General features: G+C 41.7%; 13 protein-coding genes. 11 read left to right on the top strand and 2 right to left on the bottom strand.

Features of this window, described 5'->3' with window-relative positions; translation table 11 throughout:
• The first annotated feature begins 88 nt into the window (after positions 1-88).
• Together DW981_RS01700 and DW981_RS01695 are read left to right on the top strand one after the other, a co-directional pair.
• Complete coding sequence (locus DW981_RS01700; RefSeq protein ID WP_118506551.1) at positions 89-1,417, top strand: MATE family efflux transporter; 1,329 nt, start codon at positions 89-91, stop codon at positions 1,415-1,417.
• A 118-nt stretch (positions 1,418-1,535) separates the two neighbouring features.
• Entirely contained in the window at positions 1,536-2,717 is a 1,182-nt protein-coding gene (locus tag DW981_RS01695; RefSeq protein WP_022024510.1) for a PucR family transcriptional regulator, read from the top strand.
• A gap of 182 nt (positions 2,718-2,899) precedes the next feature.
• Here the strand turns inward: DW981_RS01695 and DW981_RS01690 are convergent, their stop codons facing one another.
• Positions 2,900-3,940 (bottom strand): histidinol-phosphate transaminase, encoded by a 1,041-nt coding sequence (locus tag DW981_RS01690; protein WP_118506550.1) that lies wholly within the window; start codon positions 3,938-3,940, stop codon positions 2,900-2,902.
• A gap of 336 nt (positions 3,941-4,276) precedes the next feature.
• Between DW981_RS01690 and DW981_RS01685 the strand changes: the two genes are divergently transcribed.
• The 3 genes from DW981_RS01685 (at position 4,277) to DW981_RS01680 (ending at position 6,820) form a co-directional block, all read left to right on the top strand.
• Positions 4,277-5,497, top strand: a complete 1,221-nt coding sequence (locus tag DW981_RS01685) for an MATE family efflux transporter (protein WP_182434079.1) — start codon at positions 4,277-4,279, stop codon at positions 5,495-5,497.
• Positions 5,464-5,634, top strand: a complete 171-nt coding sequence (locus DW981_RS14955; RefSeq protein WP_182434078.1) for a hypothetical protein — start codon at positions 5,464-5,466, stop codon at positions 5,632-5,634. Before DW981_RS01685 ends, DW981_RS14955 begins: the two co-directional genes overlap by 34 nt.
• Before the next feature lie 589 nt (positions 5,635-6,223).
• On the top strand, positions 6,224-6,820 hold the full coding sequence (locus DW981_RS01680) for a 50S ribosomal protein L25 (RefSeq protein WP_022025888.1): 597 nt from the start codon (positions 6,224-6,226) through the stop codon (positions 6,818-6,820).
• A 101-nt stretch (positions 6,821-6,921) separates the two neighbouring features.
• Here DW981_RS01680 and DW981_RS01675 read toward each other — a convergent pair whose 3' ends face one another.
• Positions 6,922-7,938 (bottom strand): NAD(P)-dependent oxidoreductase, encoded by a 1,017-nt coding sequence (locus DW981_RS01675; RefSeq protein WP_118506548.1) that lies wholly within the window; start codon positions 7,936-7,938, stop codon positions 6,922-6,924.
• A gap of 373 nt (positions 7,939-8,311) precedes the next feature.
• Here DW981_RS01675 and DW981_RS14950 point away from each other — a divergent pair, with 373 nt between their 5' ends.
• The 6 genes from DW981_RS14950 to DW981_RS01650 all read left to right on the top strand — a co-directional run bounded on the left by DW981_RS14950 (position 8,312) and on the right by DW981_RS01650 (position 14,086).
• A complete protein-coding gene (locus DW981_RS14950) occupies positions 8,312-8,920 on the top strand; it encodes an ABC transporter permease (protein WP_182434077.1) in 609 nt (202 codons plus the stop codon).
• Positions 8,848-9,228, top strand: coding sequence for an ABC transporter permease (locus DW981_RS01670; RefSeq protein WP_182434076.1), 381 nt, complete (start codon positions 8,848-8,850; stop codon positions 9,226-9,228). Before DW981_RS14950 ends, DW981_RS01670 begins: the two co-directional genes overlap by 73 nt.
• Before the next feature lie 14 nt (positions 9,229-9,242).
• Entirely contained in the window at positions 9,243-10,160 is a 918-nt protein-coding gene (locus DW981_RS01665) for an ABC transporter permease (protein ID WP_118506546.1), read from the top strand.
• A 98-nt stretch (positions 10,161-10,258) separates the two neighbouring features.
• Positions 10,259-11,302: an ABC transporter ATP-binding protein gene (locus tag DW981_RS01660; RefSeq protein WP_207663978.1), complete on the top strand. Its 1,044-nt coding sequence runs from the start codon at positions 10,259-10,261 to the stop codon at positions 11,300-11,302.
• Positions 11,295-12,314, top strand: coding sequence for a dipeptide ABC transporter ATP-binding protein (locus DW981_RS01655; protein WP_022025894.1), 1,020 nt, complete (start codon positions 11,295-11,297; stop codon positions 12,312-12,314). The genes DW981_RS01660 and DW981_RS01655 overlap by 8 nt, the downstream gene beginning before the upstream one ends.
• A gap of 149 nt (positions 12,315-12,463) precedes the next feature.
• Positions 12,464-14,086 carry a peptide ABC transporter substrate-binding protein gene (locus tag DW981_RS01650; protein ID WP_182434075.1) on the top strand — a complete coding sequence of 541 codons (1,623 nt, stop codon included), beginning with the start codon at positions 12,464-12,466 and terminating at the stop codon, positions 14,084-14,086.
• The last annotated feature ends 18 nt before the right edge of the window (positions 14,087-14,104 follow it).

Genomic DNA, 14,104 nt, shown 5'->3' with positions numbered 1-14,104 from the left:
GAAACAGATGATTTTTAGGAGTCCTTCTGTTATAATGAGTCAGGCGCTGTGAGCGTTACTCTTTATAACAGAAAGGACTCATTTTGTTATGAATGAAACATTTATGAAAGAAAAACCGGTATTTTCATTGTTGGTATCGATGGCATTTCCCATGGTGATATCGATGCTTGTCAATTCTTTATATAATATTGTGGATAGTTATTTTGTCGCTAAGATCAGTGAAGACGCGATGACGGCACTATCACTCGTATTTCCGGTACAGAATTTTATCAATGCTGCCGGTATTGGTTTTGGCGTTGGAATGAATGCGGTTATCAGTTTTTATTTGGGTGCAAAGGATTATGAAAAAGCAGATATGGCAACGACGCAGGGACTGCTTTTGTCGGCAGTGCACGGTGTGCTTTTGACCATAGTTAGTATTGAGATCATGCCGTTTTTTCTGCGTTTATTTACCGGATCAGAAGCGGTTGCAGCTTTAGGAATACAGTATTCCGATATTGCATTTTCTTTTGCTTTGGTCGTCTCGCTCAGCATGGCATTTGAGAAGATCTTTCAGGCAGTGGGGCGTATGAAAGTGACAATGATCAGTTTGCTGATCGGCTGCTGCACCAATATTGCATTAGATCCTGTCCTGATTTTTGGACTGGGATTTTTTCCGAAAATGGGGATCAGAGGTGCTGCGCTTGCTACGGGGATCGGACAGGTATTAACGCTGTGCGTTTATTTCGTAATCTGTAAAATACGGCCATTGTCGGTACATGTGAGAAGAAGTTATTTACGGCCGGATAAACATATGGTCGGAAAGTTGTACGCGATCGGCATTCCTGCGACTTTAAATATGGCGTTGTCTTCCGTGTTGATCTCTGCACTGAATGCAATTTTGGCAGTGTATTCCGAAGCCTATATTTTAGTACTTGGGATCTATTATAAGCTGCAGACATTTTTATATCTGCCGGCGAATGGCATTATCCAAGGGATGCGTCCGCTGATCGGTTATAATTACGGTGCGGGAGAACACAAGCGTGTGAAAAAGATCTTTGAACTTGTTCTTGTAATGAATGGTTTGATCATGTTAGGTGGAACGGTGATCTGCATGACGATCCCGGCAACTTTAATGGGACTGTTTACGCATACTCCGGAGACGATCCGTGTTGGAGAAACAGCACTTCGATTGATCAGTGCAGGATTTCTAACATCTGCGATCTCTGTGACAGCCTCCGGGGCATTAGAAGGATTAGGGAAAGGAATGCAATCGTTAGTAATCTCGTTGTGCCGTTATATTGTGATCATTATTCCGGCAGCGATGTTGTTGAGTTACGCAATAGGAGCGACGGGAGTATGGCATGCGTTTTGGATTGCAGAAGGATTGACGGCGATCATCTCTATGTTAGTATTTCGGCATTGCAAAGCATATTAACCCAAGGTATAATATTTTCAAAATGACACCAAGGCGGACAAAATGCGAATATGATTCGCAATGCACAGATATGCCTAATGATTGGAAGTATAAGATTGTATAGGCGTGGAGGATAGTTATGATTCAGATTAGCGAGATTTTGGAACTGTCCCTATTTAAGGACTTTAAGATAATATGTGGGGAAAAATACCTTAATAATTTAGTGAATGCGACGGTTATTTTGGAGTATGAGAGCAGCCGGATCGATTATGAAGGATATGGTTATGGATATTTTGTACTGTTATCCTATTTCTTTGCTGATTCTGATCCGGAATTGGTCAATGGGACACTCCGTACCTTGATCCAAAAGCAGGTATCCGGTATTGCAATTAAGATTCCGCCGGATCGGGAACTGCCGGAAGATATTATCAAGTTAGCGAAATTGTATCATGTACCGTTGTTTTCTTTTTATGAGCAATTTATGGAAGATCTGATCATATGTATCAATGAGTCGATGAAGACGCGTGCGCAGTATGTTATTGCAGAGGAAAAATTAAATTCTATTGTGAACGAAAAACATAAACCGTCTACCGTAGAAAAAATTGCATTGGAGATCAATCCGCACTTTCATCCGAGTATTATTACGGCCAATATTACATCGAGGGATATGTCGAACAACTTGAAGATCCATACATATTTTGACAAGTTAATGTACCGTCAGTATCGTGACACAAAAGTACACGATTATTCTTTTGTAAAGATGGGGCATGGCATTATGCTGATCTGTTCTTATCAGGAAGATAATATACCGGAGGATTATCAGAATATGCTGCATCATATTAATGATATATTGGTAGAGGCGGGTTTTTTACCTGAGTCGTATCATATTGGTATTTGTGATGAAATTTTGCCATTAGATCGCTTGAATGAGGCTATCATTAAATCAAAAAATGCAAATATCGTCGGACAGTTTTTCGAGCAGACGGATACGGCGTATTCCCAGATCGGAATTTACAAATATGTTATGTCGCTTGTAAATAATCCGATGCTATACCATGAGGTAGAGGAAAGCGTATCCATTTTGCAAAAGTATGATGCATCTCATGATGTCAATTTATTGGAAACCGTTATTTCTTATGTCAAAAATAATGGTGATTTTGCAAAGACGTCGGAGGAGTTGTTTCAGCATAGTAATACAGTGCGCTATCGCATTCGCAAAGCAGAACAGTTACTGGGACTGCCGGATTTTGCTACGGCAGAAGAGATGGCATTGATCATTCGCTGTTATTTACTGCATAATGTAATGACGTTGAACGATTGACTTAGCCGAACGGTGTGATTATATAACCATCAAAGATAAGCTGAACGGCAAAGCTTCTTTTACGAAAGAATTAAAAGCAGCTTGCAAGGTATAAAATCATATCTTGCAAGCTGCTTTTATAATGTCAATTGTTTTTAAGTTTTATTTGAGAATTTCTTTCATGATTTTTAAGAATTTTTCGTTCATTTCCGGTTTGCCAAGCTGACACGGTTCATGCCTACGTGAACACCGATCAACACATCCTGCTCTTCCAATTTGGTATAAACTTCCATTGTATCGATCGGAGCCTTAAACAGTATGAAATTAGCCTGTGAATCATAAACGCGGCAGCCAAGATCACAGAGAGCCTTAGTGACTTTCTCACGCTCCTTCGCATTGATGTCGTGTACCATAGAAATATGCTCCTGGTCCTTCGTAGCTGCAGCAGCAGTTTTCTGACCGATGAAGCTTACATTCCAGGCATTGCTGGATTTACCGAAATGATCCGTCATATCCGGACTTGTGATCACATAGCCGACGCGAAGTCCTGCCATACCGTAGATCTTAGAAAATGTTCTCATGATAATGAGTGGCTGGTCGATTTCTTCTTTGATCAGCTTCATCATACTGTAACTATTTGGGTCATCGACAAATTCCATATATGCTTCATCAATTACAGTAATGACATGCTTTGGAACCTTACGGATGAATGCTTCCAGCTTAGCAGAGTCGATGAAAGTTCCGGTTGGATTGTTAGGATTTACGACAACTAAGATCTTCGTTTTGTCAGTAATAGCTGCCAACATAGCGTCTAAGTCATAGTTCATATCATCATCCAAAGGAACAGCGACCGGAACGGCACCATAATCATTGGCAACATCACGAAATGCCTCATAACTTGGATCACCAAATACGAATTCATCACCTGGATTAATGAAAAGTTCTCCAAGCATATTGATCATTGCACTGGATCCGGGACCAACGGCGATATTTTCAAATTTAAGGCCATACAATTCGGCAAGATTCGTTTTAAGTTCTACAGAGAACCAATCCGGATACACATAAGGAGTTTTTATTGCTTCCTCTAATGCGGCCTGTGATGCCGGTCCCAAACCATAAGGACTTTCGTTATAATTGAGACGGTACACATGAGGTGGTGTAGAGCTGCTCTTCTGGCGGGCTGCTCGTAAACTTTCTGGTTTTACCTGCATTGGCTCTCTAAGTAATTCTACATATTTCTGCATAATCAACACTCCTTTTTAGTCATAAATTCTGGGTCAACGTGTTCTGTGTGAGGTCATGCTTTGATTTGCTTATGACTGCTATGCCCTGCATTCTAATACGATTAAGATAGAAAAGCAATGTAAAAATTACAAAAAAAATCCATTTTTTTTTCAATATTTACATTTTTTTGGCATTTTTTCCAAAACGTTTGACTTTTTATGAGTGCCTACTTACAATTAGCAATTATCAGAACACAAGATATATGTAGTTTCGGAATCGTTTCATAAAAATGCAGCCGAAATAACTCGTTTTGAGAAGACTCCGAGAGTACATTTCTTAAGAATGGAGGAATGAATATGCAAGAGACGACAGCACGAGTTCAGTTTGACAAAAAATATCTGATTGCATTAGTTTTGCCATTAGTTATTGAACAAGTTTTAGCAGTTACTGTAGGCATGGCTGACATGATCATGGTGTCGGGTGCCGGGGATACCGCAGTATCCGGTGTATCCCTTGTCAATACGATCAGCAATTTGTTGATCTACATATTTAATGCACTAGCAACCGGTGGCGCAGTAGTAGCGGCACAGGCGTTAGGTGCCAAGAAGAAAAAGACTGGTCAGATTGTTGCTAATCAGCTTGTACTGATCTGCCTGATCGTATCCGTTGTCATATCGGCAGTGTGTATCGTATTTGACCGTGCGATCTTAACATTAATTTATGGAAAGGTTGAGCAGGCCGTTATGGATCAGGCCGTTACTTATTTCTTTATTACGGGTTTCTCTTTTCCTTTTATTGCGGTATATGACGGTGCATCTTCTTTGCTTCGATCAATGGGAAAGGCATCAATATCCTTGTTTGTATCTGCGATTATGAATGGTTTGAATATTTTATTTAATGCAATCTTCGTATTTGGTTATAATATGGGGATCGCAGGTGTTGGATACGGTACTCTGATCTCGCGCGTGGTAGCAGGTATTGTTGTTGTATTTATTCTGCGCAATGAAAAATACGATCTTCATATCGACAAGTATTTTCGGTTTGGCTGGGACGGTCAGATTATAGGCAAAATACTAAGGATTGGTATTCCGAGTGGTATTGATAATGGTATGTTCCAGATCGGCAAACTGTTTACACAGAGCTTGATCACCAGTTACGGGACGGCGGCGATCGCAGCCAATGCGACCGGAAGTACGATCGAGCTGTTAGCCACAATTCCGGCTGCGGCAATGGGATTAGCGCTTACAACTGTTGTAGGCCAGTGTGTTGGCGCAGGCGACTATCAATCGGTGAAAGAGTATTCTTGGAAGTTAATGAAATGGGCATATGTGATGTTATGGGGATTGAATATCGTCATCATCTTTATGACACCAACGATTGCAAGCTGGTACAATCTGTCTGCAGAGGCAGATCACTTGGCTCGTATTTTGATCTGGTATCATAGTGCCTGCTGTATGGTGATGTGGCCGGCAGCGTGGACATTACCATCAATTTGCGTGCGGCAGGTGATGTCAAGTTTGTCATGGTCAGCTCCATTATCATTATGTGGGTATTTAGAATTGGTTTGGCCTATGTGATCGGTGGCTTGATGCAGCCGATGGGACTTGGTGTCTGGGGCGTTTGGATCGCCATGACGATCGACTGGTTTGCAAGATGCGTCTGCAATGCATGGCGATTAAAGAGCGGCAAATGGAAACGCGGTGCAGTTATTTAATAACGCAGACTACTATGCGCTTCATAGATTGTTTTTTATGTCAAAGAATACTACACATTTTGCAACCGGACAAAGGAATACAATAATAGTATCTTAAGAATAAAAAAATAACGGAACAGCAGTTCTTTGTTAGTTAAAAAGCACCTTTTTTGGAAGATGAATCTTTGGATTTAGTCTTTCTGGAGGGTGCTTTTTATTTGTAGAGATCATTATATGTGAAAAGTCAAATATGCAAGCCATAAATTGAAAAATGAAGAAAACAGTCAACCAGTTAGGCGAGAAAGACAAGCTGGAAATCAAAAAAGTGAGAAAACAGTCAACCAAGAGGGCGAGAAAAGCAAGCTGGAAATCAAAAAATGAAAAAAACAGTCAACCAAGAGGGAAAATGAAGTAAATTATGTTTGGCTGTGGCATGCTGTATGAGAGAATATGAGAGAATTTGCCTGGTCAGATTTGACAAATTTGAAAAAAAGTGCTAAACCATAGTTGCAACTAAAAAACATAACATGAGAAACGAAACGCCAATTTAATATCGACATTCCGCAAACTTCCCTATGTTATCGATTTGTATGAATGGAGGAACAGACAAATGACTACTTTAAAAGTACAAAGAAGAAACATGGAAACTAAGGCAAAGAAACTCAGAAGAGAGGGCTATGTGACAGGCAATCTGTTTGGCAAGGAATTTGAAGGCTCAATACCGTTGCAGATTGAAAAGGGCGAAGCTGATCGTATTCAGAGAGAGTGCATGAAAGGAAGTCAGTTGTACTTAGAGCTGGAAGGCACGACTTATGATGTATTGATCAAAGAGTTAGATTTTAATGCGCTGGATCATCAGATTTTGGAAATGGATTTTCAGGCTTTGGTCAAAGGTGAAAAAGTACATTCTGTTGCAGAGGTAATTTTGCATAATAAGGAGAAAGTTCCAGAAGGTATTTTGGAGCAGCATCTGGAGGAGATCGCATATAAAGCCACACCAGAAAATCTGGTTGAGAAGATTGAGATTGACTGCACTGGTATGCACATTGGAGATGTACTTACTGTCGGCGATCTTGCGATTGCAAAGGACGGAAAGGTTGATATTCAGACGAGTTTGGATGCACCGGTTGTAAGTGTTGTAGCAGGTCGGAATGATACTGTAGAGGATGAAGAGGAAGCTGCTGCAGAAGAGACAGCAGAAGCATAATTCATGAGCTTGTAAACGGAATAATAAGATTATTTAACAGGGGATGTGGCATTTATGCCACATCCCCTGTTAGCTGTTTCTATGCTTTGTGATAAGGGTGTTTATTTATTGATCACGGATACAGGTTCTCCGCGTAGATATGCCTTAAAATTATCAATGGCAATATCAATAGCACGCAAGCGTGACGCGCGAGTGAGCCATGCAATATGAGCTGTAATTGCAGCATTGTCCTGATGCAGCAGAGGATTGTCTCCCTTTGGAGGTTCATCCCGTATTACGTCCAAACCGGCGCCGTATACTTTGCCGGATTGCAGAGCATCGACCAAAGCTTCCTCGACGATCAAGCCACCGCGTGCTGTATTGATCAGGATCGTACCATCCTTCATCTTGGCAAAGGCATCAGCATCAAACGTATCCTCCGTGGAAGGTGTTAGTGGTGCATGAATGGAAATAACATCACTTTCCGCTAACAGCGTATCGAAATCAACCTGCTCAATAAAGTCATATTTCGGATCTGTCTTTTTGTGACGGGAGTAGCTGATCACACGCATGCCAAATCCCTGCGCCATCTTGGCAAAGGCAAAACCAATCGCTCCCAGACCAAAGATACCACACGTTTTACCGTACAATTCAATCTGCGGTGTTAATACACGGCCAAAGGTTTCATAATCTTCATTGGTGGCATGTGCCCAATCAACACGTTTGACATCTTTGGAATGAAGATCCACGTGATGACATACTTCCATAAGAAGTGCCCATGCATATTCCGCAATAGTCTGTGCACCATAGATGGTGTTGGTGATCACCATCCCCTTTTCCTTTGTCATAGGAACATCAAATTCGCCAAAACCATGACCAAGTGTTGCAACATATTTGAGATTAGGATGTTTGCTTAAGAATTCTTCATTTATATTGCTGCCGTTGACCCACACGCCGATAGCAGCGTCGGCATCTGCGATGACGGGATGAAGTTCTTCATTGCTGGGATAGCCGTCAAAATGCTTGATTACCAGCTCATCGACTTCCGGTAATTCTTTTAACAGGTTCCACTTTAAGTCCATATCTTCTTTTGTAATGTCCGGCTGAAGCACCGGCTCCGGGATAACTACAACTTTCATAATAAGCCTCCATTCCTTATATCCACTTGCATGAGCAGCGGATACATTTTCGTGAAATCCAAATGTATATTATATTGGATTGATTAACATATTAATTCAGTCAATAGCAAATCATATGGGAAAGAATAAGAGAAGTTTGTAAAAAAGTCAATCCATTTGAAAAAATTACGTAAAATTTGGAATCTGAACAAGTTTGTTTGTAAAAATTACAAAAAACGTCAGTTTTTGTTGACACCGCTTTGGATAAATGATAAAAATGTGCTTGTGTGAGAGATGCAAAGCAAAAATTTAATAGTAAGATCATAACGGCAAAGGCGCTGACAAAAAAGTCCCTTTGCCGTTTTCTTTTTGCAAAAGAAAGGAGTGGATGTATATGGTCAAATACATAATAAAGCGTGTGCTGCTCGGTATATTAACCTTATTCGTATTGATCGCGATCACATTCGCAATGACCAAGGTTATGCCGGGAAGTCCGTTACAGTCCAAAAATATATCTGGTGATGTATTGAAAAAGATGGAAGCAACTTATGGATTAGACAAACCGCCGGTAGAACAGTTCATTATATATTGTAAGAACTTGCTGCATGGCGATATGGGAACCTCTTATAAGAAGGTTGGTAAATCCGTAAATGAGATCATCGCACAGACAATGATGCCAACGTTGCAGCTTGGTATTGTAACTTTTGTATTAGTATTAGTGGTTGGTGTCAGTTCGGGAATACTGATGGCACGAGCGAAGAGTAACGCAGTAAAAGGTGTTTGGCTATCGGCATTGACCTTTGGTGTCAGTGTTCCAAACTTTATCGTAGCATTGCTTCTTCTTATTATATTCGGTGTAGAACTGAAGATGTTCCCCGTGCTTGGTCTTACAACACCAATGCATTATGTGCTTCCGGCTATCGCCAGGGATTGTATCCGATCTCAGCAGTTGCCAGACAGACACAGAATAGTTATGAAGAAGTTGTTAAGCAGGATTACATAACGATGGCAAAGGCGAAGGGAATCAGCAAACGGACATTATTGTTCCGGCACATTCTTAAAAATGCGATGCTTCCGGTCATTACCTATATGGGACCGATGATTGCATTCTTATTAACAGGTAGCGTCGTTATCGAACAGATCTACACAATACCGGGTATTGGTAAAGAATTCGTATCAGCGATCACCAACCATGATTATACGGTGGTTATGGGAATTACGATCTTTATCGGAGCGATCATTATTATATGTAACTTGTTATCCGATCTGATCTGTGCGGTTGTTGATCCTAGAGTTCGCAAAACATTGTAAAGGAGGGAACGCGTATGGATGTCATGGAAACAAAATTATTTCGTAAATTAGATGATGATGAAAAAAACGACGAGTTTATTGCTGTAGAGAGCAGAACGTTCCTTCAGTCGGTATGGCATGATTTTACCGGAAATAAGAGAGCTGTAGCCGGGGCGATCATTTTGATCATTGTTGTATTGATGGCGATTTTCGGACCGATGATGTGTAAATATTCTTATGCCGAACAGAATATGTCACTGAGAAATGCAAGTCCCAGCATGGATCATTGGTTTGGTACTGATCGAATGGGAAGAGACATTTTTGTACGAATCTTATTCGGTGCAAGGATCAGCTTAGCAGTTGGTTGTTTGGCAGCCGTGATCAATCTGATCGTCGGTACGATCTATGGTGGTATCGCAGGATATGTTGGTGGTAAGGTCGACATGGTCATGATGAGAATCGTAGATATTATTTATTCGGTACCGGCAATGCTTTACATTGTATTGATCATGTTGATCTTTGGGGCAAGCGTGATTAGTATCATGCTTGGTATATCGATCACCTGTTGGATTGATATGGCGCGTATCGTAAGGCAGCAGGTCAAGAGTTTGAAAGAACAGGAATTTACGATGGCAGCGTTTGTGTTAGGTGCAAGCCCAAGTCGTATCCTGATTAAACATTTGCTGATCAATACGATGGGACAGATCATTGTTACGGTAACTTTGATGGTGCCGCAGGCAATCTTTACCGAGGCTTGGCTGAGTTTCTTAGGTGTCGGCATTTCCGCACCGATGGCAAGCTGGGGTACTTTAGCACAGGATGCAAGACAGTTGATCATGACATATCCGATGCAGACGGTATATCCAATGATTGCAATTTGTATCACGATCTTCTCGTTCAACTTCGTTGGTGAGGGATTAGAAAAGGCGTTGGATCCTAAGAGAAAACGTTAAGCAATTTGTCTGGTGTCCTATATGTTGGACAGTATATAACGTGTCCGAGATTTTGGACAGCATTGGACGGCGAAGAAAAACGAGAGAAAGGCATGGTGATGGATATGAGTTTGTTAGAGATCAGAGGATTAGAGACAGAGTTTCAGACAGAGCAGGGCGTAGTAAAGGCACTGCGGGGAATAGATTATACCGTTGACAAAGGAGAAGTCCTTGGAATCGTAGGAGAGTCCGGTTCAGGTAAGAGTGTGGGAATGCTTTCACTGATGGGACTACTGGCACCGAATGGTACCGTAACCGCCGGAGAAATGATCTTCGACGGAGAAGACATTTCTCCGGTTAAGTATAAGACAAAGAAAGAGAAAAAAGAATATGAAAAGAAGATGAACGCGATTCGGGGCAACGATATCAGCATGATCTTTCAGGATCCTATGTCATACTTAAATCCGATCGTAACGATCGAAAAGCAGATGACAGAGGGGATACGGGCACATGATAAATGCAGCAAGCAGGAAGCTAGAGAGCGTGCCATAGAACTGATGAAAATGGTAGGTATTCCGGCACCGGAATCCAGATTGAAACAGTATCCGTTTGAGTTTTCCGGTGGTATGAGACAGCGTATTATTATTGCGATCGCACTGGTCTGTAATCCGAAGCTGATCGTGGCGGATGAGCCGACCACAGCATTGGACGTAACCGTGCAGGCGCAGATTTTGGATCTGCTTCGCAAGATTACCGAGGAAAGTGATGCCGGTGTTATTATCATAACACATGATCTTGGCGTAGTTGCTTCCTTATGTGACCGTATCAGTATTATGTATGGTGGTAATATTATGGAAGAAGGAACGACGGATGAAATCTTTTATGATCCAAAACATCCTTATACAAAAGGCCTGTTAAATAGTATTGCTAATTCCAATGCAGATCATAGAGAACCACTTAAGCCAATTCCCGGTACACCGCCGGATCTGTTAAAACTTGGTGATCAGTGTCCGTTTGCTTCCCGATGCAGCGAGGCAATGGAAATCTGTACAAAGGCAACACCGCTTGTGACAGAATTTGGCGAGACACATAAATGCAAATGCTGGCTTCACTGCAAGGAGCGCTGGCAGGAAGTGATGAAGGGAGAGGATGCACATGAGTAACGAACCAACACCATTATTAGAGGTAAAAAATTTAACGAAGCACTTTCCCGCAGCACACGGCCAAAAAGTACATGCGGTGAATGGAGTTTCTTTTAAGCTGGAACGTGGCGAGACACTCGGTATTGTCGGAGAATCCGGCTGCGGTAAAAGTTCCATGGGACGTACGATCCTAAAGGTACATGAACCAACGAGTGGTCAGATTATTTTTGATGGAGTTGACATTACCGGGCTTAGTAACCGTAAAATGTTTCCTTATCGCAAAAAGATGCAGATGATCTTTCAGGATCCTTATGCATCCTTAAATCCAAGATTTACCGTTGGAGAGATTATTGAAGAGCCAATGATCATTCACAATATGGGTACCGCACACGAACGTAAAGTTATCGTACAGGAGTTGATCGAGACAGTTGGATTAAAACCGGATCACATCAGACGATATCCACATGAGTTTTCCGGTGGACAGAGACAGCGTATCGGTATTGCCAGAACATTAGCACTTCGTCCGGAGTTTATCGTTTGTGATGAGCCGATCTCAGCGTTGGATGTATCAATTCAGGCACAGGTTATCAACTTGCTTGAAAAGCTGCAGCGTGAAAAAGGATTTAGCTATCTTTTCATTGCCCATGATCTGGAAATGGTACATCATATCAGCCATAAAATCGGTGTTATGTATTTGGGAAATATGGTAGAGCTTGGATCATCCGATGATGTTTACAAGAAACCATTGCATCCGTATACGAGAGCACTTATTTCTGCAGCACCGATTGCTGATCCAAAGATGGCCAAAGAAAAGAAACGAATCATCCTGGAGGGCGAGGTACCAAGTCCGATCAATCCGCCAAAAGGATGTCCGTTTGCGGGAAGATGTAAGTACGCAACCGAGGAATGTAAGTCCAAAAAACCGGACACATATATGTATGATAACAGACAGGTTGCCTGCAACTTATATTCGCCAAAAAATTTGGCACAGTATAAGGCAGTTGGCAAAACTGTTGAACAAATTATTGCTTAAAAGATCTTTAAGGATCTTTTAGATATAATGAGTATGTTTTAGAAACATCGCTCATGCATCAGATAGTGCGAAGTGCATTGTCTGCGAATGGATTAGGGTAAATGGGAATGCAACTGACACAATGTTTGAGACACAAGGAGGGAACGCTTATGAGAAAGACAAAGAAAATTATGGCGGCACTACTTACAGCGGCAATGGTGATAGGGAGTCTTACCGGCTGTGGTGGAGGAAACAGTGCAACAAGTACCAATGACAAAGGAGAAATTGCGGAACTGATCAATGCGGTACAGCCGGAAAGTGGTGAGTATGACCCTGCAGGAGCTGCTGCTTACGAGTACTTCAGCGTACAGACGAACTGTTACGAAGGTTTTGTAAACTACGATAAGGAAGGCAAGATCGTACCTGCGGCAGCAGATCATTGGGATGTCAATGATGATGCGACAGAGTATACTTTCTATATTAGAGACGATGAGAAGTGGTCCGATGGATCGGATGTTACAAGTGCTGACTTCGAAAATACGATGAAGAGAGCACTTGAGCCGGACAATGGTTCTTGGTACGTTGACTTCTTGTTCGTTGTTAAGAATGCAGAGAAGTGCTTTAATGGAAAATGCGACTTCAAAGATGTCGGCATCGAGTGTATCGACGACAAGACGATTAAGTTTACATTAGAAGAGCCATGTTCTTACTTCTTAGATCTTTGTAAACTGCCTACCTATATGCCATCTAATTGCAAATATGCAACAGATGATAATAAGGATTGGGATATGAATCCGGAACAGAACTTAGGTAATGGACCATATCATTTGTCTGAGCATGTGGACGGAGATCACGTATCTTTTGAGAAGAATAAATATTACCGTGATGCAAAGAGCACCAATGTATTAAAGATTACGGATAAGTTTATGGATGACGATCAGGCAAAAGCATCGGCATATCAGACAGGTGAGATCAACATCCTGCAGGGTGCACCTAGTGAGATCGCAGAATCTTATGAAGGCAAAGATGACTTGTCGATCCGAGAGGTTCCACAGACAAACTATATCTTATTCAATATTAATGAAAAACCATTTGATGATGTTAAAGTACGTCAGGCATTTTCACTGGCATTGAATCGTAAAGATATTGCAGCAGTCGTTGGTACGGCTTGCGAGCCGGGTACCAGTTTCGTTGGCAAGAATTACAAGAGCAAAGCCGATGGCAAGAAATGGGGCGAAGCACAGGGAGATCTGTTAGATGAAGATCTCGCAAAGGCAAAAGAGCTTTTGGCAGAGGCCGGTTACAAAGATGGCAAGGACCTTCCAACGATCACATATACTTATCCGGCAATGAGTTATGAGGCAAACGTAGCACAGGTATTGCAGGCACAGTGGAAGAAACTGGGAGTAGATGTAAAATTAGAGGCAATGGAATATGAAGTATACGTTGATGAGCGTCGTAACGGTAAGCTGCAGATGGCAAGAATGCAGTGGTACGCTGATTACAATGATCCGACCAGCTGGCTGAAGATGTACCAGACCGGCAATGCACAGAATGATGTGAAGTGGAGCAATGCGAAGTATGATAAACTGATTCAGGAATCTGACAAGAACCTAGATGAGGCAAGCCGTCAGAAACAGTTGATGGAAGCAGAAAAGATTTTAGTATCCGAAGATACGGTTATCTGCCCATTATTCAGCCCATCCAATCAGGACTTGATCGACCCATCTCTGACAGGTTATTATACAGATGGTCTCGCTTATACTTTTTTCTATAAGACAACGAAGAAATAAGCCATCTCTTACAGAGAT

Origin of the sequence: Clostridium sp. AM49-4BH (assembly GCF_003478335.1) — a bacterium.
Lineage (GTDB): Bacteria > Bacillota > Clostridia > Lachnospirales > Lachnospiraceae > Butyribacter.
Note: the sequence above shows the minus strand (reverse complement) of the source record. Positions and strands in the feature narration are given on the sequence as shown.

What these genes read in the sequence shown, in the direction of transcription:
- DW981_RS01700 (WP_118506551.1), top strand. Translation starts at nt 89, where the DNA reads ATGAATGAAACATTTATGAAAGAAAAACCGGTATTTTCATTGTTGGTA.
- DW981_RS01695 (WP_022024510.1), top strand. Translation starts at nt 1,536, where the DNA reads ATGATTCAGATTAGCGAGATTTTGGAACTGTCCCTATTTAAGGACTTT.
- DW981_RS01690 (WP_118506550.1), bottom strand. Translation starts at nt 3,940, where the DNA reads ATGCAGAAATATGTAGAATTACTTAGAGAGCCAATGCAGGTAAAACCA.
- DW981_RS01685 (WP_182434079.1), top strand. Translation starts at nt 4,277, where the DNA reads ATGCAAGAGACGACAGCACGAGTTCAGTTTGACAAAAAATATCTGATT.
- DW981_RS14955 (WP_182434078.1), top strand. Translation starts at nt 5,464, where the DNA reads ATGTGGGTATTTAGAATTGGTTTGGCCTATGTGATCGGTGGCTTGATG.
- DW981_RS01680 (WP_022025888.1), top strand. Translation starts at nt 6,224, where the DNA reads ATGACTACTTTAAAAGTACAAAGAAGAAACATGGAAACTAAGGCAAAG.
- DW981_RS01675 (WP_118506548.1), bottom strand. Translation starts at nt 7,938, where the DNA reads ATGAAAGTTGTAGTTATCCCGGAGCCGGTGCTTCAGCCGGACATTACA.
- DW981_RS14950 (WP_182434077.1), top strand. Translation starts at nt 8,312, where the DNA reads ATGGTCAAATACATAATAAAGCGTGTGCTGCTCGGTATATTAACCTTA.
- DW981_RS01665 (WP_118506546.1), top strand. Translation starts at nt 9,243, where the DNA reads ATGGATGTCATGGAAACAAAATTATTTCGTAAATTAGATGATGATGAA.
- DW981_RS01660 (WP_207663978.1), top strand. Translation starts at nt 10,259, where the DNA reads ATGGATATGAGTTTGTTAGAGATCAGAGGATTAGAGACAGAGTTTCAG.
- DW981_RS01655 (WP_022025894.1), top strand. Translation starts at nt 11,295, where the DNA reads ATGAGTAACGAACCAACACCATTATTAGAGGTAAAAAATTTAACGAAG.
- DW981_RS01650 (WP_182434075.1), top strand. Translation starts at nt 12,464, where the DNA reads ATGAGAAAGACAAAGAAAATTATGGCGGCACTACTTACAGCGGCAATG.